The sequence below is a fragment of the Microbacterium sp. NPDC080005 genome (assembly GCF_040702445.1).
GTDB classification, from domain to species: Bacteria; Actinomycetota; Actinomycetes; order Actinomycetales; family Microbacteriaceae; genus Microbacterium; species Microbacterium oleivorans_D.
In genome coordinates, this window is sequence record NZ_JBFBLD010000001.1 from 1146706 (window position 1) to 1169163 (window position 22458).

Annotated in this window: 28 protein-coding genes and 2 tRNA genes; 14 read left to right on the plus strand and 16 right to left on the minus strand. The window is 68.7% G+C overall.

From position 1 onward, the window contains the following. Positions 1–150: 150 nt before the first annotated feature. Positions 151–654 carry a DUF3145 domain-containing protein gene (locus AB0259_RS05545; protein ID WP_251580669.1) on the minus strand — a complete coding sequence of 168 codons (504 nt, stop codon included), beginning with the start codon at positions 652–654 and terminating at the stop codon, positions 151–153. Positions 655–855: 201 nt separating this feature from the next. Between AB0259_RS05545 and AB0259_RS05550 the strand changes: the two genes are divergently transcribed. From AB0259_RS05550 to AB0259_RS05560, 3 genes are all read left to right on the plus strand, one after another. Beyond that, positions 856–1014 (plus strand): hypothetical protein, encoded by a 159-nt coding sequence (locus AB0259_RS05550; RefSeq protein WP_366220182.1) that lies wholly within the window; start codon positions 856–858, stop codon positions 1012–1014. A gap of 173 nt (positions 1015–1187) precedes the next feature. After that, entirely contained in the window at positions 1188–1730 is a 543-nt protein-coding gene (locus AB0259_RS05555; protein WP_366220181.1) for a hypothetical protein, read from the plus strand. Positions 1731–1762: 32 nt separating this feature from the next. Continuing rightward, a complete protein-coding gene (locus AB0259_RS05560) occupies positions 1763–2152 on the plus strand; it encodes a hypothetical protein (protein ID WP_366220179.1) in 390 nt (129 codons plus the stop codon). Here AB0259_RS05560 and AB0259_RS05565 read toward each other — a convergent pair. Continuing rightward, positions 2150–2223 (minus strand) — tRNA-Ile (locus AB0259_RS05565). The two genes, AB0259_RS05560 and AB0259_RS05565, sit on opposite strands and share 3 nt — an antisense overlap. Before the next feature lie 14 nt (positions 2224–2237). After that, positions 2238–3317 (minus strand): DMT family transporter, encoded by a 1080-nt coding sequence (locus tag AB0259_RS05570; protein WP_251580665.1) that lies wholly within the window; start codon positions 3315–3317, stop codon positions 2238–2240. A 41-nt stretch (positions 3318–3358) separates the two neighbouring features. Here AB0259_RS05570 and def point away from each other — a divergent pair, with 41 nt between their 5' ends. Genes def through AB0259_RS05585 form a run of 3 tightly spaced genes read left to right on the plus strand, consistent with a single transcriptional unit; the run spans position 3359 to position 4697 of the window. Next, positions 3359–3925 (plus strand): peptide deformylase, encoded by a 567-nt coding sequence (def, locus tag AB0259_RS05575; RefSeq protein ID WP_366220175.1) that lies wholly within the window; start codon positions 3359–3361, stop codon positions 3923–3925. Between the two features lie 16 nt (positions 3926–3941). Next, positions 3942–4331 carry an ester cyclase gene (locus AB0259_RS05580; protein ID WP_366220170.1) on the plus strand — a complete coding sequence of 130 codons (390 nt, stop codon included), beginning with the start codon at positions 3942–3944 and terminating at the stop codon, positions 4329–4331. Positions 4332–4388: 57 nt separating this feature from the next. Then, a complete protein-coding gene (locus tag AB0259_RS05585; RefSeq protein WP_366220168.1) occupies positions 4389–4697 on the plus strand; it encodes a hypothetical protein in 309 nt (102 codons plus the stop codon). An 8-nt stretch (positions 4698–4705) separates the two neighbouring features. Here the strand turns inward: AB0259_RS05585 and AB0259_RS05590 are convergent, their stop codons facing one another. Both AB0259_RS05590 and AB0259_RS05595 read right to left on the minus strand, forming a co-directional pair. Then, a complete protein-coding gene (locus AB0259_RS05590; RefSeq protein WP_366220166.1) occupies positions 4706–5803 on the minus strand; it encodes a Coenzyme F420 hydrogenase/dehydrogenase, beta subunit C-terminal domain in 1098 nt (365 codons plus the stop codon). A 211-nt stretch (positions 5804–6014) separates the two neighbouring features. Beyond that, positions 6015–6407, minus strand: a complete 393-nt coding sequence (locus AB0259_RS05595) for a DUF4406 domain-containing protein (RefSeq protein ID WP_366220164.1) — start codon at positions 6405–6407, stop codon at positions 6015–6017. Between the two features lie 45 nt (positions 6408–6452). On the opposite strand from AB0259_RS05595, the gene AB0259_RS05600 reads away from it, so the two are divergent. After that, the gene (locus AB0259_RS05600; RefSeq protein WP_366220162.1) at positions 6453–7208 is read left to right on the plus strand and encodes a DeoR/GlpR family DNA-binding transcription regulator; all 756 of its coding nucleotides are present in this window, start codon (positions 6453–6455) and stop codon (positions 7206–7208) included. An 18-nt stretch (positions 7209–7226) separates the two neighbouring features. Here AB0259_RS05600 and AB0259_RS05605 read toward each other — a convergent pair whose 3' ends face one another. From AB0259_RS05605 to AB0259_RS05615, 3 genes are all read right to left on the minus strand, one after another. Next, on the minus strand, positions 7227–7460 hold the full coding sequence (locus AB0259_RS05605) for a hypothetical protein (protein WP_366220161.1): 234 nt from the start codon (positions 7458–7460) through the stop codon (positions 7227–7229). Positions 7461–7826: 366 nt separating this feature from the next. Beyond that, positions 7827–8612 carry a DUF4328 domain-containing protein gene (locus AB0259_RS05610; RefSeq protein ID WP_366220159.1) on the minus strand — a complete coding sequence of 262 codons (786 nt, stop codon included), beginning with the start codon at positions 8610–8612 and terminating at the stop codon, positions 7827–7829. 203 nt (positions 8613–8815) lie between these two features. Continuing rightward, positions 8816–9154, minus strand: coding sequence for a hypothetical protein (locus tag AB0259_RS05615; RefSeq protein ID WP_366220157.1), 339 nt, complete (start codon positions 9152–9154; stop codon positions 8816–8818). 190 nt (positions 9155–9344) lie between these two features. On the opposite strand from AB0259_RS05615, the gene AB0259_RS05620 reads away from it, so the two are divergent. The 3 genes from AB0259_RS05620 (at position 9345) to AB0259_RS05630 (ending at position 10639) form a co-directional block, all read left to right on the plus strand. After that, on the plus strand, positions 9345–9638 hold the full coding sequence (locus AB0259_RS05620) for a hypothetical protein (RefSeq protein WP_366235778.1): 294 nt from the start codon (positions 9345–9347) through the stop codon (positions 9636–9638). Positions 9639–9745: 107 nt separating this feature from the next. Continuing rightward, positions 9746–9976, plus strand: coding sequence for a hypothetical protein (locus AB0259_RS05625; protein ID WP_366220156.1), 231 nt, complete (start codon positions 9746–9748; stop codon positions 9974–9976). A 330-nt stretch (positions 9977–10306) separates the two neighbouring features. Continuing rightward, entirely contained in the window at positions 10307–10639 is a 333-nt protein-coding gene (locus tag AB0259_RS05630; RefSeq protein ID WP_366220154.1) for a hypothetical protein, read from the plus strand. A gap of 836 nt (positions 10640–11475) precedes the next feature. On the opposite strand, the gene AB0259_RS05635 is transcribed toward AB0259_RS05630, so the two are convergent. Then, positions 11476–11551 (minus strand) — tRNA-Asn (locus tag AB0259_RS05635). A 61-nt stretch (positions 11552–11612) separates the two neighbouring features. Further along, positions 11613–12380 carry an ATP-binding cassette domain-containing protein gene (locus AB0259_RS05640; RefSeq protein WP_366220153.1) on the minus strand — a complete coding sequence of 256 codons (768 nt, stop codon included), beginning with the start codon at positions 12378–12380 and terminating at the stop codon, positions 11613–11615. 172 nt (positions 12381–12552) lie between these two features. Between AB0259_RS05640 and AB0259_RS05645 the strand changes: the two genes are divergently transcribed. Continuing rightward, positions 12553–13902 carry a DUF222 domain-containing protein gene (locus tag AB0259_RS05645; protein ID WP_366220151.1) on the plus strand — a complete coding sequence of 450 codons (1350 nt, stop codon included), beginning with the start codon at positions 12553–12555 and terminating at the stop codon, positions 13900–13902. 51 nt (positions 13903–13953) lie between these two features. Here AB0259_RS05645 and dnaG read toward each other — a convergent pair whose 3' ends face one another. Genes dnaG through dusB form a run of 3 tightly spaced genes read right to left on the minus strand, consistent with a single transcriptional unit; the run spans position 13954 to position 18333 of the window. Continuing rightward, positions 13954–15804 (minus strand): DNA primase, encoded by a 1851-nt coding sequence (gene dnaG / locus AB0259_RS05650; RefSeq protein ID WP_366220150.1) that lies wholly within the window; start codon positions 15802–15804, stop codon positions 13954–13956. Further along, the gene (locus AB0259_RS05655) at positions 15804–17201 is read right to left on the minus strand and encodes a deoxyguanosinetriphosphate triphosphohydrolase (RefSeq protein ID WP_251580654.1); all 1398 of its coding nucleotides are present in this window, start codon (positions 17199–17201) and stop codon (positions 15804–15806) included. The genes dnaG and AB0259_RS05655 overlap by 1 nt, the downstream gene beginning before the upstream one ends. Continuing rightward, positions 17173–18333 (minus strand): tRNA dihydrouridine synthase DusB, encoded by a 1161-nt coding sequence (gene dusB / locus AB0259_RS05660; RefSeq protein ID WP_366220148.1) that lies wholly within the window; start codon positions 18331–18333, stop codon positions 17173–17175. The genes AB0259_RS05655 and dusB overlap by 29 nt, the downstream gene beginning before the upstream one ends. A gap of 63 nt (positions 18334–18396) precedes the next feature. Here dusB and AB0259_RS05665 point away from each other — a divergent pair, with 63 nt between their 5' ends. Next, positions 18397–18891 carry a glutathione peroxidase gene (locus AB0259_RS05665; protein WP_366220146.1) on the plus strand — a complete coding sequence of 165 codons (495 nt, stop codon included), beginning with the start codon at positions 18397–18399 and terminating at the stop codon, positions 18889–18891. Here the strand turns inward: AB0259_RS05665 and AB0259_RS05670 are convergent, their stop codons facing one another. Continuing rightward, entirely contained in the window at positions 18892–19566 is a 675-nt protein-coding gene (locus AB0259_RS05670; RefSeq protein WP_366220145.1) for a DsbA family oxidoreductase, read from the minus strand. Positions 19567–19625: 59 nt separating this feature from the next. On the opposite strand from AB0259_RS05670, the gene AB0259_RS05675 reads away from it, so the two are divergent. Continuing rightward, on the plus strand, positions 19626–20192 hold the full coding sequence (locus tag AB0259_RS05675; protein ID WP_251580650.1) for an AAA family ATPase: 567 nt from the start codon (positions 19626–19628) through the stop codon (positions 20190–20192). A gap of 2 nt (positions 20193–20194) precedes the next feature. On the opposite strand, the gene AB0259_RS05680 is transcribed toward AB0259_RS05675, so the two are convergent. Together AB0259_RS05680 and recO are read right to left on the minus strand one after the other, a co-directional pair. After that, positions 20195–21001, minus strand: coding sequence for an isoprenyl transferase (locus AB0259_RS05680; RefSeq protein ID WP_366220143.1), 807 nt, complete (start codon positions 20999–21001; stop codon positions 20195–20197). Further along, complete coding sequence (gene recO / locus AB0259_RS05685) at positions 20998–21726, minus strand: DNA repair protein RecO (protein WP_251580648.1); 729 nt, start codon at positions 21724–21726, stop codon at positions 20998–21000. Before recO ends, AB0259_RS05680 begins: the two co-directional genes overlap by 4 nt. Positions 21727–21761: 35 nt before the next feature. On the opposite strand from recO, the gene AB0259_RS05690 reads away from it, so the two are divergent. Continuing rightward, the gene (locus AB0259_RS05690) at positions 21762–22448 is read left to right on the plus strand and encodes a TRIC cation channel family protein (RefSeq protein WP_133399523.1); all 687 of its coding nucleotides are present in this window, start codon (positions 21762–21764) and stop codon (positions 22446–22448) included. The last annotated feature ends 10 nt before the right edge of the window (positions 22449–22458 follow it).

Genomic DNA, 22458 nt, shown 5'->3' on the forward strand with positions numbered 1-22458 from the left:
CCGGGAAGCCACCGGGGGCGTCTGTCGTCTCGCTCAGGCGGGGCCGAGGCCGCCCCGGTCTCCGGGAAGCCGTCCGCAGCCGGTCGAGGCTCTCCTGCCCCGCCTGACATCCTTTCCGATCGTGAAGTGTCCTGACCCCCCCCGACCGTCTCAGCCGACCTTGTGCAGCCACACGACCGGAGCGTCGTCGCTCGCGTGCCGGAACGGTTCGAGTTCGTCATCCCATGCAACCCCGAGCGCGACGTCCAGCTCCCGCTGCAGCTCGGCGATGTCTCCCGCCGCGATCTCCATCGCGTACCGGAGGCGATCCTCGCCGATGACGACATTGCCCGCCGTATCCGTCTGCGCATAGTGGATGCCGAGGCTCGGCGTGTGGAGCCAGCGGCCGCCGTCGCTGCGAGGCGTCGGATCCTCGCTCACCTCGTAACGCAGGTGCTCCCACCCACGCATGGCGGTGGCGAGGGCGGCGCCGGTGCCGGCGGGTCCCTCCCAGTAGAACTCCGCGCGCCGGCTGCCGTCGAGGACGGGCTGGTCCGCCCACTCGAAGTTGACGGCATGACCGAGGGCGCGTCCGGCCGCCCACTCCAAGTGGGGGCACAGCGCGCGTGGCGCGGAGTGGATGAAGATCACTCCGCGCGCCTGAGGTGTGGCCATCGATCTCTCCGTTTCGTTCAGGTACGTCTTCCCCTACGACCTGATGGAGAGTGCTGGCCGGATATCCGGTTGTGCCGCCATTATCGCCCACGACGAGCTCGAATCACAACCGTGTAACACTCACGAGTTGCGTCGCCCGTCAAGCCCGTACGTGGATCGGGGCACCGGCGAGAGGGTGAGACCCTGGACGGAAGGAACACCATGAGCGACAACACTCCGCACCACCGCGACGCCGAGGACGCGCACGCCGACGACGCGCCGCCCACGGATGCGGCGAGCGACGAGGTCAAAGCTGACGCGGCGCGCGCCGGTCAAGGCGAGTCGGAGCACGACGACACGGCGTCCACGCAGATGTCTTGATCAGCGCGATCGGGCGCGTCCTCGCGCGCGTCTTCACGGTTCTCCAGCACCTGCGCCGTCCTCGCCCGATCCATTCGCGAGGGCTTCCGCTCACGGGGTCCGTGCACTGGCTTCCACGAACGTCACCTTCAGGCATCCGGTGGATCGACGATGCGGCGCCGGGTGAACGTCAGATGCTGACGGCGCGGTTCTCGCGATCCCTCGGGCTTCCCGCGCCGTTCCCCGACGTCCTCGGACTGGCGCTTCGGGTGGAGACGCCGGAGGGGACTGCCGACCTCGAATTCGCATCGACGGGCTCCGGTGTCCCACTTCGCTTCGCCCTGCTTCTGCGCGTGTCCCCGTCGCCCGGCGTCTACGGCACGCTGCTGCCGTACCAGGGCGCGCGGGGCTCGATGGTGCTGCGGGCCCGTTCACTGAGTCCTCGTCTGCCCGCCGACCGGACAGGTCTCCAGGTCGCGCTGCGCGCGGCGTCGTGGTGGCTCGAGCTCTCACACGCGACGCCGCGAGGGCCCTGGCATCCGTTCGCGCTGGTGGAGCTGCGGAGTGTCGACGCCCCTGACGAGATGAGGGCGGACGCAGGCCGACGCCTCATTCCCGGCGCCCGGATGCCGCGTTGGGTACGCGCCCTGCGGCAACCCTCGTACGACGCCGTCCAGCGCGGAGCCGCGGGGCCGACGCCCCCGTACCACCGCTCAGCGGCACCGGGAAGATGTTGACGGCTCGCGTCGCCGGGCGCTGTCCTTGACCCATGTCCACGGGCGACGTGTTCCCCGCTGTGTACCTGGCGGAGATCATCAATGAGCGCGACGCAGCGCGCCGTGGCGCAGCCATCGAACGCTTGATCCACCCCGACATCTGCCTCGTGAGCTTCGACCGTCCGGTGTACGGTCGTGCGGCGTTCGAACGCCGGGTGGCGGCCATGGTGGCGTCCCTGACGCCGGGTATGAAGGCCTCTCTGCGCGATGCACCCCGCGTCGAGAGGGACACCGCCTTTTTCCGATGGCAGCTGAGCGAAGACGGTAACCGCCCCGTCGCGGCGGGTGGTGCGTTCGTCGTCCTCACCGCCGGCGTGGCCACCTGGTTCTACGCGACCCACGACCGGATGGACTTCGAGCCGATCGAGTCGCGGCATCGGTAGGGCGGGTGGGACTTGAACCCACGATCGTCGGGTTATGAGCCCGCTGCCTTGACCAGCTTGGCCACCGCCCCCTGTGGGAACGAGCCTATCGTTTCGGCCGTTCCTCGTCCTTCACGGGCGGGTCCGGCCAGACCTTCGAGACGGTCTCCGTGAGGCGAATGGATCCCGTCGTGGGCTTCTTCCCGTCGGTGAACTCGCTGCTGCCGCGCGCGATCGGGATCTCCTGGCTGTCGCTGATCACCTGCGGGTGATAGCGAGCGAGCTGGAAGACGCCGATGATCGCAAGTGCTCCTGCGATGGCGAAACCGATGTACGCCCAGAACGGCGCCCCGCGAGCCTCGTCCAGGACGGCGAGTCCGATGACGATCGCGACGATCGGGTCGATGACGGTGAGCCCCGCGATGACGAGGTCGGGCGGGCCCGACGAGTAGGCGGTCTGGACGAAGTACGCGCCCATGGCGGTGCCGGCGAGCAGCGCGACGATGCAGAGGACCGTGAGCCACTCGAAGTCGCCGTTCGAGATGCGGTTGATGACGACCTTCGCCAAGGTCGCGACGAAGCCGTAGACGATGCCGGCGGCCACGATGTAGAACAGCGCCCGCATCCGCTTGCGCAGCGTGACCCACAGCACGCTCAGCACGACGACGACGCCGAGGAGGATCCAGAGGACCGTGAGCAGCTGCGGGTCGCTGATCGGTCGTTCCGTCGCGTACAGCGCCGCGACCGTCACGAAGATGAAGATGCCGCCCACGCACAGCGCGATCGAGGTGATCGAACGGCGAGTCGGCTTGTGTCCGCTGACTCTCGCGTTGAGGAGCGTGGTGATGACCAGGGAGATCGCCCCGATCGGCTGGACGAGGATGAGCGGCGCGAACGAGAGCGCAGCGAGCTGGCAGAGGATCGCGAGCCCGAGCATGACGGTGCCGAGGACCCACGACGGCCGACGCAGGAGCCGCAGCAGCTGACCGCCGGTCAGGCCGGAGACACCTGCCTGCGCCGTCAGCCGCTCGACTTTCTGGACACCCCGGTGCTGGTACTGCGCCCCGAACGACATGAACACGGCGCCGATCACAGCGAGCGGGATGCCGATGAGGATCGCCGGGTTCCCGAAGACGCCGACGAGCTCGTCGGTGAGGTCGTCGATCGGCGTCCCGGGGAGAATCACGCCTCGACGATACCGGGCCGGGGCCTCGTTAGGCTTCTGACGTGGCCGTACTTCCGATTCGCATCATGGGCGATCCCGTCCTCCATTCCGTCGCCGCTCCCGTCGACGAGGTGACCGACGACATCCGCACGCTCGTGGCAGACATGTTCGAGACGATGGACACGGCGCCCGGGGTCGGACTGGCTGCTCCGCAGGTCGGTGTGGGTCTGCGGATCTACACGTACTCGTACCAGGACGACGAGGGTCAGCCGTGGCGCGGCGTCCTCATCAACCCGGAGCTCTGGATGAGCCCACCCGAACCCGGCTCCCCCGATCCCGACGACGAGTCGGAGGGCTGCCTCTCCTTCCCCGGCGAGCGGTTCCCGCTGCGTCGCGCCGACGCCGTGCTCGTGACCGGCACCGACCTCGAGGGGGCACCCGTCGAGATCCGTGTCGACGGGTGGCGCGCGCGCATCATGCAGCACGAGTTCGATCACCTCAACGGCATCCTCTACATCGACCGCCTGTCGGACTCGGACTGGAAGACGACGCAGAAGATCGCCCGCAAGCGCGGGTGGGGCAAGCCAGGGCACAGCTGGTTGCCGGGCGTCGACGACCTCGACGCCTGATCGGCGCCTTTCTCACGTGGAGCCCTGGGAACTGCACGCGTGGTTCGACGAGTTCGTCGACACGTGCAACAGGCATGACCTCGCCGCGGTTCGGGCGCTCCTGGACCCTGGGGTCCGGCGCGCGCATCTCCCCGCCGGCGCCGACGCGTGGATCGACGATCTCGCGGACCTGTTCCACGGATTCCCCGACTGGCGGTGGAAGACCATCCAGGTCGTCGCGGAAGACGGGCGCATCGCTGCGCACCTGCGCGCCGGTGGCACGCACACCGGAGTGTGGCGCGGCATCGCCCCCACCCGCCGGCACCTCAACGTCGCCGAGTTCGTGTTCCTCCGCGTCGAGGCGGACCGTATCGTCGCGATGAGCGGTTCCGGCGACGCGGAGATGCGGGATCAACTCACGGTCTGAGCGGATGTCCGCGGTCCTCCGTACGCTCTCGATGTCGGCCGGAGAGAGGGATGCCGGTTGGGTTCGAACAGGCGCTACGCGGCGAGCATCGACGCCCGCATGGACGACCGCATCCTGCACCGGGTCGCCTCTGGCGGCCGTCTGCAATCGCTGTCGAGCGAGGAGCTGGATCTCGACCGCAGACCGGTCACGACCGATCCTCGCCCACGACGCGTGCGGGTGTGGGTGCGCTTCGGTGCGGAGCCTGTGCTCGTCGATGCGGACCTGTGCATGTGGACCGACCGGGCGGCGGCGATCCGGTTCCGGATCGGAGACGACGAGCGTCGGTGCTGGGTCTGGGCGGGCGCGGTGCTCGACGAGGGGTGAGGCGCACGTCAACCGCGCTGCGCTGCCCGTCGGGCGCGACCCCACGTGCCTCGGGCGGCCTGGAGGTTCCGTCGCGGGTTCCGCACTGCGAGCACGAGGCCGCGATATCCCCGGAACCGCGGCACGCGGAACCCGGCGAGAAGCCGGCCGAGAGAGCGTCCCACCTGCACGCGACGGCGCTCGGACTGCAGCGGCTGCACGCGTGCGACGTCGTCCAGATCGATCGGTGACAGTGCCAGGACACCCGCCGAGACCGCTCGTTCGATGAGGGCAGCGCCGCGACTCGTGCGGGCGATGACGACGGACGACCCCTCACCCTCGTCGAACGTCGGGAAGCCCCGTTCATCGGTGGCCCAGTAGTCGCCCACGGCGATGTCCGCGTGCTCGCCCGTGCCGTCGGGGCAGATCTTGCAGCGGGACTGGAGCTGCCGACCGAGGTGGTGGCCCCAGGACTCGTTGTAGTCCTCCGACCCGCTGCTCGGGCCCGTGAAGGCGAACCGCCCCGGCCACCCGTCGCCTCGATAGCGCAGGGACGTGATCCGATCGGGATCGCCGCCCAGTTTTCGGATCAGGCTTTCGGTCGCGTGCTGACTCGGGGTGCCCGCACAGAAGAACGACAGCAGGATCGGGTCGCCGGCGGAGGTGGCGTCGAGGTACTGCCGCAGCCCGGCCACCTCGCACGGCTTGCCGACCAGCGCGCCGCCGTTCCATGAGGACGGCACGCTGACGGGGGCGTAGCGCGACCCGGCGGCACGCAGAGCCTCTTCACGGGTCGTGATCGTGACCGGGACGGTCCGGCTCGGCCGGGCAGCGTCCTGGGCGGCGCCGACGACGGTCGGGCTGTCGCCGGACTCGCCGATGAAGGCGACCAGGGCCGTCAGGACGCCCCCGCTGCTGCCCGCGCGGCGAACTGCGGGGTCGGCTGCGTGACCCTCCCAGGCGCGCATCACCCGACCGAAGAGCCAGTGCGTCGCCGCCTCGGCGGCGGGCGCACGAAGGATCACCCCGGGGCAGGATGCCCGGAACGTGCGAGTCTCCTCCTGGGCGGCGTCATCAGCGCTAGGGGTGACGGTCGGTCGCATGAAGCCGTCTGCGGAGAGCCCCATCGACACACGATCGGACACGAGCGCGCACACCCCGCATCCCGTGCAGTTGTCGTTACGGACGACCGCATCGACGGCCTCGGCGAGAAGATCCCTGTTCGCGCGCACGCGATCCCCGTTTCCTTCGGTCGGCCCCGCTCCTCAGAGCCCCCAGAGGGTCGACGTCCCGACCTGTCTATCAGAAACTGCTGACAGGCGTCGCATGGTCGGTCGTTCAGATCGCGACGGTCACCGCGGGGATCTCCTCGAGTGACGAGTAGACCGGGATGCCGCGCTGCCGAGCGATCGCCACATCCTGGTCGGCACCCCTGGACTCGCCGGGAAGCCGCAGCACGGCATCGCAGTGCTGCAGCAGGCGCTCTGCGGTCGGATACATGACCCGCTCCGCGAGCGGGTCGAGCGGCCCGCTTGCGCCGGCGCTGCGGAGGACGGGGAGTGCCACCCACTCCCCGATCATCGGGACGTGCCCGGCGCGGAAGATGGGCCAGGCGGCCTCCTCCAACCGCTCGAGGTTGCGTCGCATCAGTTCGGGGTCGCCACCGGTTCCCGAGGCGTAGGGTCCCGCGATGAGGATGAGAAGGGGGCGTGGATCGTCGTTCGTCGTCATGACGCTAGAATAGACACAAACGTGCACAAACGTGAAGGAGCATGAATGCTTGCTGCAGCCCGGAAGCAGTTGCTGCTCGATCGACTCCGCGCGGACGGACGCATCGTCGCGAAGGAGCTCGCTGCAGAACTGGGGCTTTCCGAAGACAGCATCCGCCGCGATCTCCGTGAGCTGGATGCCGCGGGGCTCGCCGTCCGCGTGTACGGCGGAGCGCTGCCGGCATCACCCGCAGTAGCGGACTACGGCGTGCGCGAGAGCGTGGCCACCGACAGCAAGACGCGGGTCGCTCGGCGGGCGGCACAGTTGATCGAACCGGGCAGCACCGTCATCCTCGACGGCGGGACCACCGCGCTCGCGACGGTGCGCGCGCTCGATCCCGAACGGGAGTGCACGATCATCACGCACAGCCCGACCGTCGCTGCGGCCCTGCTGAACCATATCGCAGAGGTCATCATCCTGGGGGGCCGGCTCTTCAAGCACTCGGCCGTGGCGTCGGGGGCGGCCGCCGTCGAAGCGGCGATGACCGTCTCCGCCGACAGATTCCTGCTGGGAGTGACGGGCATTCACGAGGACGCCGGCCTCACGACGGGCGACCCCGACGAGGCGGCGATGAAGCGAACCCTGGCCGGCCGGGCGGCCGAGACCTTCGTCCTGGGCAGCGCCGAGAAGATCGGCGCTGCCTCGCGCTACCGGGTGTTGACCTGGGATGCGGTCGACGGGGTCGTGGTCGACGCGGAGGACACCGCCGGCTCCACGACATTGGCGAGCCTCGAGGAGCGCGGCGTCACCGTCCTGCGGTGAGGCGTAGACGTCCGGGCATCACTCGCGGGAGCGCGCCTGACGCCGGAAGCGGGCCTCTCTCGCGGCGACGTGGACACCCAACCCCGTGATTCCGAGCACGAGCGCTGCGAACAGGGCGAAGAACGCGACGTCGTACCCGGCGCCGTACTGGAACGCCGCCCAGAACAGCAGGACGACGGACGCGGCCAGCACGATCATGCCCGCGCGCTCACTCCAGCCCCAGGCCGCCCATCCCCCGTTGACGCTGTTCATGCGCACAGCATGGACTCGCGGAGCCTTCGGGACAAGCAAACCCTGAGCGAACGGATGCGGCGGCCGCCGGCATCCGCTGTCGACAAAACGGAAACCCCCGGCCGGACCGGGGGTTTCGATGAGTGGCTCCCCGGCTTGGACTCGAACCAACCCTGACGGAAATGTCATCTGCGGTTCGGTCTGCCGGCGCGGTCTGAGAGTCGGCCCTCCCGCAGCGGCGGCACGCACACCCGGCCGTGGCGCGACATACCAGCCCTGCTCACTACGTGAGGGGGGTTCTGGTTTCTCCGGCTCGGAGGAGATCAGATCGTCGCCGTGCGCGGCCCCAGCGACGCGGACCCGCAGGCTCAGCTCACCGCGCGATCGTCAGCGCGTCGCTGGCTCCATCGCATCGGTCGCGCGAATGAGGATCAGGATGGCGAGCGAGGCCGCAGCGATTGAGAGGAGCTCCCCCAACAGCGACGTCGACATCACGGCCGGGTAGTCCGCGAGGGTACTGGCGTTCCACGACAGCCTGCCGGAGATGGATACGAATGCCGTCGAGGCGATCCAAAGGCCCCACCAGGTGCCGAGGATTCCACGGGTCAGGTTGGCACGGGAAGCCACCACGAGGTCCTTCACGTTCTGGAACGGGAACCACAACGCGACAACGGGGATGAACCAGGACACGACGTGCCACACCGGCGTACGACGTGTGGCGGTCGAGGTGATCGCGCGGACGCGCACAGCGGCGCGGTACTGCCAGACGACCCAGCAGATTCCCGTCGCCAGCATCAGCCCCGCTGACGTCAAGGAGATCGGTGCCGAGAGCGTGTCGTAAAGCTCGAGGTCCGACAATGGCGCGGTTCCTCGAGTGAAGCCGTCGACGGCGGCGAGTCCCCAGCCCTCGACGAGGACGGTGAGGAACGAGACGACCGCTCCGACGATGAGGAGGATACGGGTGGCTCCGGCGATGCTGCGAAGAGGGCGGATGACCGGCGGTGCGGACACCGGATTGTCAGCGTGTTGCCCCGGGGTAGTCCCCGCGGGCACCGGCCATGCCGATGCGGCCGGGGGCGTCGCCGCCCACTCCGCGCCGTCCCAGTAGCGCAGCTCGTTGCCCGCATGCGGCGCCGGGTACCATCCCGCAGGCGCGCTCGTACGATCCGTCATCATGATCCCCCTTGTGTTCTGCTGACATCCGCTCTGCACGCTATCGGGTCCGTGATCCAGCGTCGAAGGCGTCTGATGTACTTCTCAATGGGCGGCACCTCGGCTGTGGTGGTCCCGCCGAAATCGATCATTTTCGGCGCTCGACCCGAAGCGGGCCAGCAGTTGTGTGCCATGCTGCTCGATCGAACACTGCCTGGGTGCGGTCACGACTCCTGATCCCCAAGGGAAGCTACGGGTCGCGCCTCCGGTCTCTCCGCGGAAGGTGATCGAAAGTCGCCGGCGAGCATTCTCCGGACTGCGCTCAGCACGAGAGCACCCACGAGGCTGATGAAGCCCAGCGCCATAACGGCGGCTCCCCAGAGCACATGGGACGCTCGCCTAGGCCCCTCGTCCGGCGAGTCGTCCCAGCCGGGCGACGCATCGATGAGGCCCAGCAGCAAGAGGATGAGACCCACGATGAAAGCCACTGCGGTGATGCCGAGGAGCAGACCGAGCTCCTCGCTTCGTGGCGAAGCTTGCTGATCACCTTGTTTCTCGCTCATGCGCTGACGCTACTGGTGTACCGCTGTCGCGTCACGCGTTCGCGGAGGAGACCCGGTGGACGTGGACGGGAGCTGGCCGTTGCAGGTTCCGGGAAACCGCCGGGACCGATCGTCTTCGGAAAGGCGAGGCAGTAGCACCGTTTCGCTCCACAAGAATGATCCGCTTGCGTGATGGCCCTATCTTTGGCGCATGACCGAGTCCGTCCGTCGAGCAAGCGCAGCCTGCCTTCGTCTGCTGCCTTGGGTTGCTATCGGATTCGCCGTCGGTGCGCTGCTCGGCGTCATGTGTGTACTTATTGGCTGGTTCCCTGAGGCAATGGCGACCTTCGCGGACAACCCAAAGCTTGTCGATCCGCGCACTCTGTTGCTGGGATGGAGCGGCGTCTTCGGGGCCGCAGTCGGGTTGTCTGCGGCACTCATGGGCCTGGGGTTTGGGGTCATCTCACTGGGCTCTGAAGGTGTGTCAGGACGGAAATCCGCCTAGCGGCGACTCCCCGGGGCAGCTGCTGCTCTCGCGCCGGAAGCGATCGTTCACAGTCGGAGCACGACGAAACCTGACCTCCAGGCTCAAGCGGTCCTTATCGTGACGTCATGGCGGATCACTCGCGCGATCACCTGTTTCTTTTGATCGTCCCTGCACCTCTCGCTATCGTCACCATTTCGCTCGCAACCTCCGCCTTCTGGCCGATCGCACTCGCGACGGGCGCCGCCGCCATCGGAGCGACAGTCTGGGGAATCCGCAACTACCGGAACGAGCAAGCCGATGAGGCGCTCAGTAGAGCCCGCGACGAGACGGAGACCGACCCGGACACGACCCGCTGATCACTCGTCGGCGGCCCGCGTTGTCCAGTCTCGCGGCCGGGGAGGACAATCGGTTTCGGCGCACAGCGCACGCGAGGCCACCGGCGTAAATTGCTCGGATAGGTGGAGCGAAGCGGCCGAGTCTGAACCTGGCGCCATGCACAAGTTGGAAAGAATGCGGTCGCAACTACGAGCTCATCGAGTACGACCCGTCGGCCGGGACCTCGCGGCGCGACGTTTCGCGCTTCCCCGTGCTGGGCATCTCCACACGCTAGGTGCTCTGATCGAGCAATGAGGCCGCGATAGCTGCGCAAAGTCGAGCGCAGTCGAGTCGCCCACTAGCCTCTGGCTATGCCCGAACGCATCATGTACGTCCAGCTGAAGACCGGCTTCGACATCGACGCTGGTCCCGCCTGGATCTCCCGCGTGCGCTTCAGCAAGACATGGCGGACCGCGTACTTCCAAGACCGGACACTCCACCGCGTGACAGGTACGGCGTTCGCGAACAACGACGCGAACTTCTATGACGTCGAGACGGGAGACCGGTTCTGGCTGTCCGGCCCCAAACGCGACCAGACCGACGCGCGTTATCGCCACCACGCCCCAACGATCGAAGATGACGCGCGCGAGGCCTACGAGGCATTCCTTCGCGGCGCGGCACTCCCTGGCCGTGAGAACGGCTGAACACGTCTCCAGCTCGCGCCAAGCGACACCCATGCGAAGAGCGCTGAGATCGTTCGCCGAAACCAGATTCTCACTCGCGTTTCCGGCATGCATCTCAGCAGCCTTCCCGCGATTTGACCGATCACGATCGTCTCCTGTTGCAGCTCGCCGGAGGCCTGATGTGGCGAAGCACAACCGCCACTCGCTCCTAGGTTTGGGCAGACGCTTCTGGTGAGTCGACTACCGCGGTAGGGACAGGATCGCCCGTGTTCCGACTACGCCCAGCGCCGTGGCGACCAGTATCACCCACCCCTTATGGTCGACCTGCTGCTGAGGGGAGGCCGGTCATCCTCGGTGCCCGACCGTGTCCTGGTCTCGGTAGCTTCCTTCTCGAGTGCTTCGCGACGGTCGATATGGCCGTGGTCGGGTGTGTCGGCGACCCCCGCGAGGTCGAGGACTACCTCGCGGATCTGTTGGACAACGCACCGGACGCCGTGCCTACGCGATAGGTGCTTTGACGCCGTAGGCCATGCGTATGCCAGCCGCAACGGTGGTCGCATCTGCACTCGGAGTCGAGCTTGCCGCTCGTCTACTCGGTCACTCGGATCCGGCCCTAATCATCCGACACCACGTCGAGGTGAGGCGAGACGTGCCTGCGGTACACACCGACGCTCTGGGGACGCTTTCGACGATCTGACGCCACCCGAGCCGAGCTCATGAGATGACGATCGAGCTTCGTTCTTCGGACAGTAAACCGATGGTTTCCCCTCGACTGACCAAGAAACCCGCGCAGATCCTCGAATCAGCTTTCCGGTATATGCGAGAGGCCCCCTGATTCGGGGGCCCTAGCAATCATTTGGCTCCCCGGCTTGGACTCGAACCAAGAACCTATCGGTTAACAGCCGATTGCTCTGCCAATTGAGCTACCGAGGATCAGTCACCCGTCACCGGGCAACCACACAATCGTAGCAAAGCCCGAGGGGTGCTCGTGACATCAGCCCCCGATGCGTGTCGCCTCGTCCGGGGTCCACAGCACCTCATCCAGGCTGCGACCGACCCCGATGGGGTGGCCCGCTCGCAGGACGAGCACCTGCGCTGCGAGGTCCGCGACCAGCTCGCGCTCATTGGTGACGACGAGTAGGGCCATCCCGTTGTCGACTCTGCGCATCAGTGCATCCAGCACGGCGGGACGGACGTCGACGTCGAGGTTGGCGTACGGCTCATCCGCGATCAACACGGCGGGATCAAGGACAAGGCTGCGAGCGATCGCGACACGCTGACGCATGCCGGAGCTGAGCTCGTACGGGTATTTCTCCGATGCGCCGATCGGCAGCTGCAGCTCGTCCAGGAGCGCGGCGACGCGGAGGGCGAGCGCACGCTCGTTGACCTTGCGATCGCGTGCCGTGATGGGCTCGGCGACGATCTCTGAAATGGTGTGTCGCGCTGGCAGTGCGGAGTTGGCACCCTGCGGCAGGTGGCCGGTGCGGTACGTGAGGACGCGGCGGACGCGGCCGCGTGCGCGGAGCGAGATACCGGCGGTCTCGCCCACTCCCCCGACGATCCGCAGGTCGCGGTGCTCCGCTCCCGCGAGGCAGGAGGCCAGGCTCGACTTGCCGGCACCCGTCGCCCCCATGACCGCGACGACCTCACCGCGCTTCACGTGCAGGGATACGCCGTCGACGACGCGGGTGTCCGCCGAGGCGCGTGCGATCGACAGGTCGGAGCAGAAGATCGCGGCATCCGGTTCGATCACTCGAGGCATGCGTCCCATCCTCATCGGTCACGGGGATGTGCGCCAGTCGGAGAGGCCGCCATGCCGTGCTTGCGGCGATGGACCACGGATGAGGGACTTCTCATTCTCGAGGTGTTCGTAACGTGTGTTCTCGACCGGTTTTGCGAGGGTGGATGTCGGTGGCCGGTGGCAGAGTGCAGGTATGACGGACGCGACGGAAACCCCCGATGGCGAGGACTATCTCGCCACGTTGGCGGGCATCGTCGCGGACGTCGGGGATGTGGCCGTCGAGTTGGCTCGGGTGCAGATCCGCGAGCTGCGCGCCTTGGCTGCGGCGGGGCGGTTGGCGGAGGCGCAGACCGCGCAGCGCAACGCCCGCGTGCAGGTGCACGACATGGCCCTTCGATCGATCGCGGCGGAAGTCGGCGGGGTGATGCGTGTCACCGACCGGACCGTGCAACGCCGCATCGGAGAAGCGCGGACGCTGATCGAAGGGTTCCCCGCGACGGTCGAGGCGTGGGAGCAGGGCCGGATCGTCCGCGGGCACGCGTTCCTGATCCTCGAGACCGGGACGTCGCTGCCAGCGGAGGTGTGGGCGGAGTTCGAGCAAGCCGCGATCACCCGGTGCGAACAGGACACCCCCAACCGGGTGCACGGCGAGCTCGAGATCCTCGCGCACCGGATGCACCCCCGGTCGTTCGCGGAACGACACGAGGAAGCCGCCGCCGGGCGCTGCGTCCGGCTCGTGCCCGGACGGGACGGGATGAGCGACCTGATCGCCACACTCCCGACGGTGATCGCCGAGGGGATCCATGACCGGCTGACGCAGCAAGCGCGAACGATCATCGACACCCGCGACGAACGCGCCGCTGCGCGCGCCGGGAACGCCGACGCCGCCGCCGTGATCGCGACCGACACCCGCTCCACCGACCAGGTCCGCGCGGACGTGTTCGCCGACCTGCTCCTGGCTGGAACGCCCGCGCTCGATGACACCCGCGACACCACCGCAGGGCCTCTCGGCGCGATCCGCGCCCGCGTGCAGATCCTCGTCCCCGCGGCGACGTTGACGGGTGAGGATGACGGACCCTGTGACCTCGCCGGCCGCTCCCCCATCGACCCCGCCACCGCCCGCACCCTCGCGGGCGGCACCGGGATGTGGGAGCGGCTGTTCCACGACCCGAACACCGGGGTCACGATCGCCACCGACTCGTACCGGGTGCCGTCGGGGATGCGACGGTTCCTGCAAGCCCGTGACCAGCACTGCCGGTTCCCCGGATGCCGGGTCGCCGCGATCCGCTGCGAGATCGACCACACCCACGACCACGCCCTCGGCGGACGCACCGAACTGTCCAACCTCGCGCACCTGTGCCAACGCCACCACTCGATGAAGCAGTTCACCGCCTGGAGAGTCCGACAACTGGAGGGTGGCGTCCTGGAATGGACCTCACCCCTGGGCAGGACCTATCGCGAAGACGCACCCGCTCCGGCCGTCGCCTTCAGCCCTGCCGCACCACCACCACCGCCCGCCGTGACAGAACCTGCACCCTTCTGACCACAACTCCGGTCGTGAGTCGATCGCGGGGCGCCGCGATCGCACTCCGGACTAGACGAGCTCCGCCAAGGCCCGTCGCCGCTGATCGAGATCGCGCAAAGCCACGCGGACTGAGCGGCCCTCCTCGGAGTCGGCCGGCACGCGCTGCACCGCACCGAGCAGCTCTGCCTTCTCCCGATCCATCGCCCTCAGCCGCAGCCGTCGGCAGAGCGCACGTGCCGACGTCGTCGCCTCCGCCTCCGTGAGCGCCGGGAAGGATGCGGTGAGCAACTCGGCCGCGAGCCCGCGATACGGCTCGCGCGTGGCATCCACCGCGGCCGTCGACCACCCGACACGTGAGCGGTCCGGCTGGGCGGCGACAGCCTGACGGACCGCATCCAGAGCGGGATGCTCCATCGGGATCTGCAGGGCGGCATCCACCTCGTCGGCGTCGATGACGTGCCCGTACTGCAGCACACCCATCAGCGCGTCGCGCTCCAGCGTCACACTCGCCGTCCGCGGCAGACTCGCCACCGTCACGCGCAGCGAAGGCGACGCGACCTCCGTCGCCTCGACGCGGGACGGCTCGGAATCCCGCGGTCCACGCGGGCCGCGCGCCGCGCGCTCGACCGCCGGCGTCACCTCGCCCAGGTCCATTCCGAGCTTGCGCGCGAGCACTCGCGTGTACCCCGGCCGCAGCGAAGAGTCCCGGATCTCCGCGACGATCGGTGCTGCGGCGCGCAGCGCGCCGACCCGCCCCTCGACGCTGCCGAGATCGAACCCGGCCAGCTTCTGGTCGATGACGAACTCGAACATCGGCGCCTTCGCATCCATCAGCGCGCGCACAGCGCCGTCGCCGCGGTTGAGCCGCAAGTCGCACGGGTCGAGCCCGTCCGGAGCCACCGCCACGTACGTCTGGGCCGCGAACCTCTTCTCCTCCGAGAACGCGCGCAGCGCCGCCTTCTGACCCGCGGCATCCGGATCGAAGGTGAAGATCACCTCGCCCGCCGCACTGTCATCGCCCATCACCCGCCGCAGCACGGTGATGTGGTCCGATCCGAAGGCCGTGCCACAGGTCGCGATCGCCGTCGTCACGCCCGCCAGGTGACACGCCATGACATCCGTGTAGCCCTCCACCACGACGACGCGGTGCGAGCGCGAGACGTCCTTCTTCGCGAGATCGAGGCCGTACAGGACCTGCGCCTTCTTGTAGATCGGCGTCTCGGGCGTGTTCAGGTACTTCGGGCCCTGATCGTCCTCGTACAGCTTCCGGGCACCGAACCCGATCGTCTGACCCGTCAGATCCCGGATCGGCCAGACCACCCGTCCACGGAACCGGTCGTACACACCGCGCTGCCCCTGCGACACCAACCCTGCCGTCGCCAGCTCCTCGTCGGTGAAACCCTGCGCGCGCAAGGCGTCCCGCATGTTGTTCCAGCCCTTCGGCGCGTAACCGACACCGAAGTGCGCAGCCGCGCCGGCATCGAATCCCCGTTCGCCGAGGAACCGGCGGCCCGCATCCGCTTCCGCCGTAGCGAGCTGCGCGCGGAAGTACTCCGCCGCGGCGGTGTTCGCCTGGTACAGCCTCGTCCGTCCGCCGGTCTCGGGAGCGGCCCCGCCGTCCTCGTAGTGCAGCTGATACCCGATACGACCCGCGAGACGCTCGACCGCTTCCGTGAAGGACAGGTGATCCATCGCCCGCAGGAACGAGTAAACGTCGCCCGACTCGCCGCATCCGAAGCAGTGGTAGTACCCCGCCTGCGGGCGCACGTTGAAACTCGGGCTCCGCTCGTCATGGAACGGGCAGAGTCCCTTGAGGGAGCCCACTCCCGCCGACTTCAGAGCGACCCGCTCGCCCACGATGTCGGCGATGTTCGTCCGGGCCTTCACCTCGTCGACGTCGGACTGACGGATGCGGGCCATCACAGACCTTCGATCGGCTCAGGCAGGGCGAAGCTCGCGTTGGCGACGACACGCGACCCCGCCGGCCACAGACCCAGCTCCCGCAGGTCGACCGGGCCGACCAGGGCGGAGTGCCACTCGATCGCGAAGCGGTCGGTGAGCGTCGCCACCTGGTCGACGACGACTCGCTTGCGCTCGGCATCCGTCGACGCGGCCGCGAAGTCCACCGCGTGCACGCGGTCCAGGTGCTCCGGCCGCTCGAGCAACGCGGATGCCAACCGCTTCAGCACGCGACGCTGCTCCTTGTAGAGCCCCTTGCGACCGTCGATCGACACGACGAACGCGCCGATCGTGCCCTTCAGCACCGCCATCTCGGCCTCGATCACCCGCGGGACGATCATCCGACCCCGGTAACGGGTGAGCGCGGGGGTGTCGTAGTGCTCCCGCGTCGCGGCCGTCGCCGCGCGCGCGAACCGCCCGATGAAGTCGGACGTGAGGTTCTTCAACCGGGCCACCGACGCGCGTGTGCCATCGAAGTCGGTCATCCACTCCGGCAGGCGCACGAGACGGTAGAGCGCGTCGGCGAGCTCATCCCGGCTGAAGCCGAGACCGACCCACGACTGGATCGCGGTCAGCAGCGCCTCGCGCTCGCGGGCGTCCGCGAGCCGGCGCGGATCGAGGTAGCCGTTGAGGACCGCGTCCTCGAAGTCGTGCACCGAATAGGCGATGTCGTCGGAGAGGTCCATGACCTCGGCCTCGATACAGCGGACCCGACCGGGCGCACCCTGCCGCATCCACCGGAAGATCGCCTCATCCTCCGCGTAGACGCCGAACTTCTGCCGACCGCCGGGATCGGGGATCGCGTGGTCCGCCGTCCACGGGTACTTGCACGTCGCGTCGAGACTGGCCCGCGTCAGGTTCAGACCGAAGCTCTGACCGTCGTCGTCGACCACCTTCGGCTCGAGACGCGCGAGGATCCGCAGCGACTGCGCGTTGCCCTCGAACCCCCCGATGTCCTCGGCCCATTCGTTGAGCGCCCGCTCGCCGTTGTGCCCGAAAGGCGGATGCCCGAGGTCGTGACTCAGGCACGCCGTGTCGACGACGTCGGGCGAGAGCTCCAGCGCGATCGCGAGCTCACGTCCCACCTGCGCGACCTCGAGCGAGTGCGTGAGGCGATTACGGGCGAAGTCGTCGGGACTCGCGGGGCTAAGTACCTGCGTCTTCGCCGCGAGACGCCGGAACCCCGCGGAATGAAGCACTCGGGCGCGGTCGCGGGCGAACCCGTCGCGGAGGGAGCGGTGGCGCTCGGGGTGGAACCGCTCGGCGTCGTGGTCGTCGTATCCCGACGGTCGTCCCGCGGCGACCCCTACGCTCGCGCCCACCACCGACTCAGCCGCCACTGGTGTCGAGCTCCGCATCGGCGAGGGCCGTGGATGCCGCCTGCCCGATCTCGCGCGAGTCCAGCCAGCCGTCGGGCAGAGCCGGTCGCTTCGGCGTGCCCGCACGCCCGCGCTGACCCTCGGCGGCCGCACCCGGGTAGGGCGCATCGAGGTCGAGCGTGGCGAGCATCTCGTCGATCTCGTCGAGGCTCGACACCGTCGCCAGCCGCGCCCGGAGGTCGCCGCCCACGGGGTACCCCTTGAAGTACCACGCGACGTGCTTGCGGATGTCTCGGCAGCCGCGGTCCTCATCCTCGAAGAAGTCGACCAGCAGTTCGGCGTGCCGACGGAACGCCGCGGCGACGAACCCGAGGGTCGCATCGACGGACGGGGCGGCATGACCGGTGCCGAGCTCGCGCGCGAGGTCACCGAAGAGCCAGGGGCGGCCGAGGCATCCGCGGCCGACGACGACACCGTCGCAACCGGTCTCTGTCATCATGCGGCGCGCGTCGTTGGCCGACCAGATGTCGCCGTTGCCGAGGACGGGGACGCCGGTCACCGTCTCCTTCAGCTTCGCGATGGCCGACCAGTCGGCGTGCCCCGAGTAGAACTCCGACGCTGTCCGCGCGTGCAGCGCGACGGCGGCGACACCGGCGCCTTCGGCGATGCGACCCGCCTCGAGGTACGTCAGGTGGTCCGAGTCGATGCCCTTGCGCATCTTCACGGTCAACGGGATGTCGCCCGCGGCCTTCGCGGCGCGCTCGACGATCTCGCGGAAGAGCTCCGTCTTCCACGGCAGCGCCGCACCGCCGCCCTTGCGGGTCACCTTGGGCACCGGACATCCGAAGTTCAGGTCGACGTGGTCCGCGTGGTCCTCATCGACGATGATCCGCACGGCCGCCTCGACAGTCGCCGGATCGACACCGTAGAGCTGGATCGACCGAGGAGTCTCGGACTCGTGGTGACGGATGAGACGCATCGTCGTGGCGTTGCGCTCGACGAGCGCGCGCGTCGTGATCATCTCGCTCACGTAGAGACCTGCTCCGTACTCGCGGCAGAGGCGACGGAAGGCGGTGTTCGTGATCCCCGCCATGGGCGCGAGGACGACGGGCGCATCGAGGGTGATCGGCCCGATACGCAGGGGCGCGGGAGGAGCGAGGGTCGAGGACATATCCTTCCCATTCTCCCAGACGGCGAGCGCTCGCGGCAGCGACGCGCGTCCTATCGTGGAGACATGACCGACGCCCCCTCCCTGCGCGAGATCCCGTTCACGACCGCTGACGGCAAGGAGGCGACACTGAGCGACTTCGGCGACAAGGCGTTCCTCATTGTGAACGTCGCGTCCAAGTGCGGCCTCGCCCCGCAGTACGAGCAGCTCGAGGAGCTGCAGAAGACGTACGGCGACCGGGGCCTTCAGGTCGTCGGCTTCCCGTGCAACCAGTTCATGGGGCAGGAGCCCGGGTCCATGGAGGAGATCCTGGACTACTGCGCGGTCAACTGGGGCATCACCTTCCCCATCATGGACAAGATCCGCGTGAACGGCTCACACGCGGCCCCGCTGTACAAGGCGCTGAAGAAGACTCCGAACGCGGAGCGCGCCAAGGGACCCATCATGTGGAACTTCGAGAAGTTCCTCGTGACACGGGACGGCGAGCTTCACCGGTTCCGCCCGCAGACCAAGCCGAACGAGCCCGAGGTGATCGCTGCGATCGAGGGCGCCCTCGCCTGATCAGCTCGCTGCGGTCTGTGCGCGCTCGGCCCAGACCTGACGCGCGATCTGCGCGAACGCCTCGGCGGGCTGGGCGCCGCTGACCCCGTACTTGCCGTCGATGACGAAGAACGGCACACCCTGGATGCCGTAGGCCTGCGCCTGCGCCTGGTCTGCCCGCACCGCCTCGAGATGGCGTCCCGACTCGAGGGCGTCGCGTGCGGCATCCCGGTCCAGGCCCGCCTCGACGGCGAGCTCGACGAGGTCATCGATGCGGCCCACATGACGACCCTCGGTGAAGTACGCGGACATGAGCCGCTCGGTCATCTCCTTCTGCCGTCCCTGCTCCTTCGCGAAGTGGAGCAGCTCGTGCGCCTTCACCGTGTTGGTGTGCTTCAGGAGATCGAAGCGGTACTCGAGACCCGCCTCGGCGGCGACGCCGGTCACGCGGTCGAGCATCGGCTTCACCTGCTCGGGCGCCATGCCCTTGTGCTGCGACAGGAACTCGACCTCGTTCCCGTCGAAGTCGACGGGCGTGTCCGGGGACAGCTCGTACGAGTGGAAGGTCACCTCCACGCGCGGGGCGTCGGCGTCATCAGCCGTCGCGGCGAGACCCTTCTCCAGGTTGCGCTTGCCGATGTAGCACCAGGGGCAGGCGATGTCGCTCCACACGTCGATCTTGATGGCATCCGTCACATCCGCTGCAACAGCTCGGGTGCTCGCATCTATTCCCGTGCCCGTCCTACGCTGGTCCGATGCTCTCCGCCGGCGACCCTCTCCCGCACACGCCTCGCCGCGTCGTGATCGCCGGCACGACGGGGGTGGGCAAGTCGACCCTGGCAGCCCGTCTCGCCGCTCTCTGGTCGTTGGAGTACACCGAGCTCGACTCCCTCTTCCACGGATCGGGCTGGACGCCCCGACCCGAGTTCCTCGATGACGTGCGGCGGGTCGCGGCGAGCGAGCGGTGGGTGTCGGAGTGGAACTACTTCGGTGTGGGCGGCGGCCAGCTCCTCGGCGAGCGCGCCGACCTCGCCGTGTGGCTCGACCTGCCCCGTCGCGTCGCGCGGACCCGACTGCTGCGACGCACGGTGCGGCGCAGCGTCCTGCGTCAGCCCCTGTGGAACGGCAACGTCGAACCGCCGCTGTGGACGGTGTTCCGCGACCGGGACCACATCCTGCGCTGGGAGATGCGCACGCACGGCACCTGGAAGGAACGGATGCCGCGGGTCGCCGCCGAGTACGACCTGCCGGTCGTGCACCTCCGGCACCCCCGTGAGGTCGATCGTTGGCTCGCGGGACCCGCGGCCGACGCGGCGCGCTGAGCTCAGGAGGTCGTCGGCGCGTCCTTGGCCCCGCCGAAGCGGCGGTCCCTGGAGAGGAACAGCTCGATCGCGCCCCACAGATCGGTGCGGGAGAAGTCCGGCCACAGCGTGTCGAGGAACACCATCTCGGCGTAGGCCGCCTCCCAGAGCAGGAAGTTCGACGTCCGCTGCTCACCGCTCGACCGCACGAAGAGGTCGACGTCGGGCATGTCCGGCACGTACAGGTGACGCCGCAGCGTCTTCTCGGTGATGGCCGACGGCTTGAGGCGTCCCCGGGCGATCTCCTCGCCCATCGCACGCATCGCGTCGATGATCTCGAGGCGCCCGCCGTAGTTGATGCACATGGTGAGCGTCAGCCCGGTGTTTTTCCGCGTGAGCTCCTCGGCGTACTGCAGCTCCTTGATCACGGAGCCCCACAGGCGCGGCTTCCGACCCGCCCAGCGGATGCGCACGTCCCACTCGTTGAGCTGGTCCCGACGGCGGTGCAGCACGTCCCGGTTGTAGCCCATGAGGAAGCGCACCTCCTCGGGCGAGCGCGCCCAGTTCTCGGTCGAGAAGGCGTAGACGCTGAGGTGCTTCACCCCGGCTTGGATCGCGCCGGCGACGACATCGAGCAGCACCTCCTCCCCCGCACGATGCCCCTCGATGCGGGTCAGGCCGCGGCGGTTGGCCCACCGGCCGTTGCCGTCCATCACGATCGCGACGTGCGCGGGCACTGCGCCCTTGGGGAACGCGGGCGGATACAGGCCGGTCCAGTCGAGCGGTCGATAGGGCACCGCGTCGCGATGCGTGTACGGCTTGGGACTCACCGAGGCGCCTCCAGGTGGGACAGGGAACGGATGCCGCGCTCGGTGTGCCACTGCGCGTAGGCGGCGATCAGGCCGGACGATGCCGCCGTGGCGCCGGGAGACGCGGCATCCACCACGTCCCACTCCCCCGCCAGCAGTGCACGCAGCAGACCACCGGTCTCGGCGCTCACGCGCGGCGACCCCGCCGGGGCGCAGGCGGAGCAGACGATGCCGCCCAGCTGCGCGACGAACCACTCGTGCGGGCCTGGCGCGCCGCACCGGGCACACTCCTGCAGCGACGGCGCCCATCCCGAGAGCGACATGACACGCAGGAGGTACGAGTCGAGCACGGCGCGCGGCGCGTGATCCCCTCGGGCGAGGGCACGGAGACCACCGACCAGGAGCAGGTATTGCTGCGGTGTCGTCTCCGCCTCGTTCAGGCGGTCCGCGGTCTCGGACATGGCGGATGCCGCGGTGTAGCGGTCGTAATCAGTCGCGATGTCTGCGCCGTACGCGCCCAGGGACTCCGCCTGCTGCACGATGTCGAGCGAGCGTCCCTTGTACATCTGGACGTCGGCGACCATGAACGGCTCGAGCCTGGCGCCGAACTTCGAGGACGTCCGGCGCACCCCCTTCGCGACGGCGCGCACCTTGCCGTGACGACGGCTCAGCATCGTCAGGATGCGGTCCGCCTCTCCCAGCTTGTGGGTGCGAAGGACCACGACTTCGTCGCGGTAAGTGGGCACCCCTCGATTATCCCGTGACCGGGCACAATGAAGGCGTGACCGAGCCGCAGTTCCTCATCCCCCTCTGGGCCGATCTGACCGCCGTCGGGCTCGGCGGCGTGCAGGGTGCCCTGTTCGCCTCGGGGTTCCAGGGACAGCGCCGGCTCGACCTGCTCGGGGTCGCGATCATCGGTGTCGTCATGGGGCTCGGCGGCGGCATGATCCGCGATCTGCTCCTGAACACGACGCCCGTCGCGCTCCAGAGCGACGGCTACCTCATCACCGTGACCGCCGCGGCGCTGGTCGGGATGCTGCTCGCGAACCTCTTCCAGCGCCTCAACGCCGTCATCGTCGCACTCGATGCGGTCGCGATCGGCATGTTCGGCGCACTGGGCACCACCAAGGCGCTGGCGCTCGGCCTGCCCCTCATCCCGTCGGTGTTCGTCGGGGCGTGCGCGGCCGTCGGCGGCGGTCTGCTCCGCGACGTGTTCATGGGCCTGCCCGTCGCGATGATGCACGTCGGCTCGCTCTACGCCGTCGCCGCGGCGGTCGGGTGCGCCGTCCTGGCCGTGCTCGATCTCCTCGGTGTCTCGGCGGTGCCCGCCGCGATCACCTGCATGGCGGTCACCGCCGTCATCCGGGTCCTCGCCGTCGCGTTCGACATCTCCCTGCCGGAGCAGCGTGCGCTCTACCGGCGCAAGGTCGCCGTCGAGACCTCGACGATCCCGATCATCAGACCGTGACGAGGTCCCG

Excerpts from the sequence above, each read along its gene's own strand:
- dusB (WP_366220148.1), bottom strand. The coding sequence starts at position 18,333 with ATGTCCTCGACCCTCGCTCCTCCCGCGCCCCTGCGTATCGGGCCGATC.
- AB0259_RS05665 (WP_366220146.1), top strand. The coding sequence starts at position 18,397 with ATGACCGACGCCCCCTCCCTGCGCGAGATCCCGTTCACGACCGCTGAC.
- AB0259_RS05545 (WP_251580669.1), bottom strand. The coding sequence starts at position 654 with ATGGCCACACCTCAGGCGCGCGGAGTGATCTTCATCCACTCCGCGCCA.
- AB0259_RS05625 (WP_366220156.1), top strand. The coding sequence starts at position 9,746 with ATGGCGGATCACTCGCGCGATCACCTGTTTCTTTTGATCGTCCCTGCA.
- AB0259_RS05605 (WP_366220161.1), bottom strand. The coding sequence starts at position 7,460 with ATGAACAGCGTCAACGGGGGATGGGCGGCCTGGGGCTGGAGTGAGCGC.
- AB0259_RS05620 (WP_366235778.1), top strand. The coding sequence starts at position 9,345 with ATGACCGAGTCCGTCCGTCGAGCAAGCGCAGCCTGCCTTCGTCTGCTG.
- dnaG (WP_366220150.1), bottom strand. The coding sequence starts at position 15,804 with ATGGCCCGCATCCGTCAGTCCGACGTCGACGAGGTGAAGGCCCGGACG.
- AB0259_RS05560 (WP_366220179.1), top strand. The coding sequence starts at position 1,763 with ATGTCCACGGGCGACGTGTTCCCCGCTGTGTACCTGGCGGAGATCATC.
- AB0259_RS05550 (WP_366220182.1), top strand. The coding sequence starts at position 856 with ATGAGCGACAACACTCCGCACCACCGCGACGCCGAGGACGCGCACGCC.
- AB0259_RS05610 (WP_366220159.1), bottom strand. The coding sequence starts at position 8,612 with ATGACGGATCGTACGAGCGCGCCTGCGGGATGGTACCCGGCGCCGCAT.
- AB0259_RS05640 (WP_366220153.1), bottom strand. The coding sequence starts at position 12,380 with ATGCCTCGAGTGATCGAACCGGATGCCGCGATCTTCTGCTCCGACCTG.
- AB0259_RS05590 (WP_366220166.1), bottom strand. The coding sequence starts at position 5,803 with ATGGGGCTCTCCGCAGACGGCTTCATGCGACCGACCGTCACCCCTAGC.
- AB0259_RS05630 (WP_366220154.1), top strand. The coding sequence starts at position 10,307 with ATGCCCGAACGCATCATGTACGTCCAGCTGAAGACCGGCTTCGACATC.
- AB0259_RS05555 (WP_366220181.1), top strand. The coding sequence starts at position 1,188 with ATGCTGACGGCGCGGTTCTCGCGATCCCTCGGGCTTCCCGCGCCGTTC.
- AB0259_RS05595 (WP_366220164.1), bottom strand. The coding sequence starts at position 6,407 with ATGACGACGAACGACGATCCACGCCCCCTTCTCATCCTCATCGCGGGA.
- AB0259_RS05600 (WP_366220162.1), top strand. The coding sequence starts at position 6,453 with ATGCTTGCTGCAGCCCGGAAGCAGTTGCTGCTCGATCGACTCCGCGCG.
- AB0259_RS05615 (WP_366220157.1), bottom strand. The coding sequence starts at position 9,154 with ATGAGCGAGAAACAAGGTGATCAGCAAGCTTCGCCACGAAGCGAGGAG.
- AB0259_RS05655 (WP_251580654.1), bottom strand. The coding sequence starts at position 17,201 with ATGCGGAGCTCGACACCAGTGGCGGCTGAGTCGGTGGTGGGCGCGAGC.
- AB0259_RS05645 (WP_366220151.1), top strand. The coding sequence starts at position 12,553 with ATGACGGACGCGACGGAAACCCCCGATGGCGAGGACTATCTCGCCACG.
- AB0259_RS05675 (WP_251580650.1), top strand. The coding sequence starts at position 19,626 with ATGCTCTCCGCCGGCGACCCTCTCCCGCACACGCCTCGCCGCGTCGTG.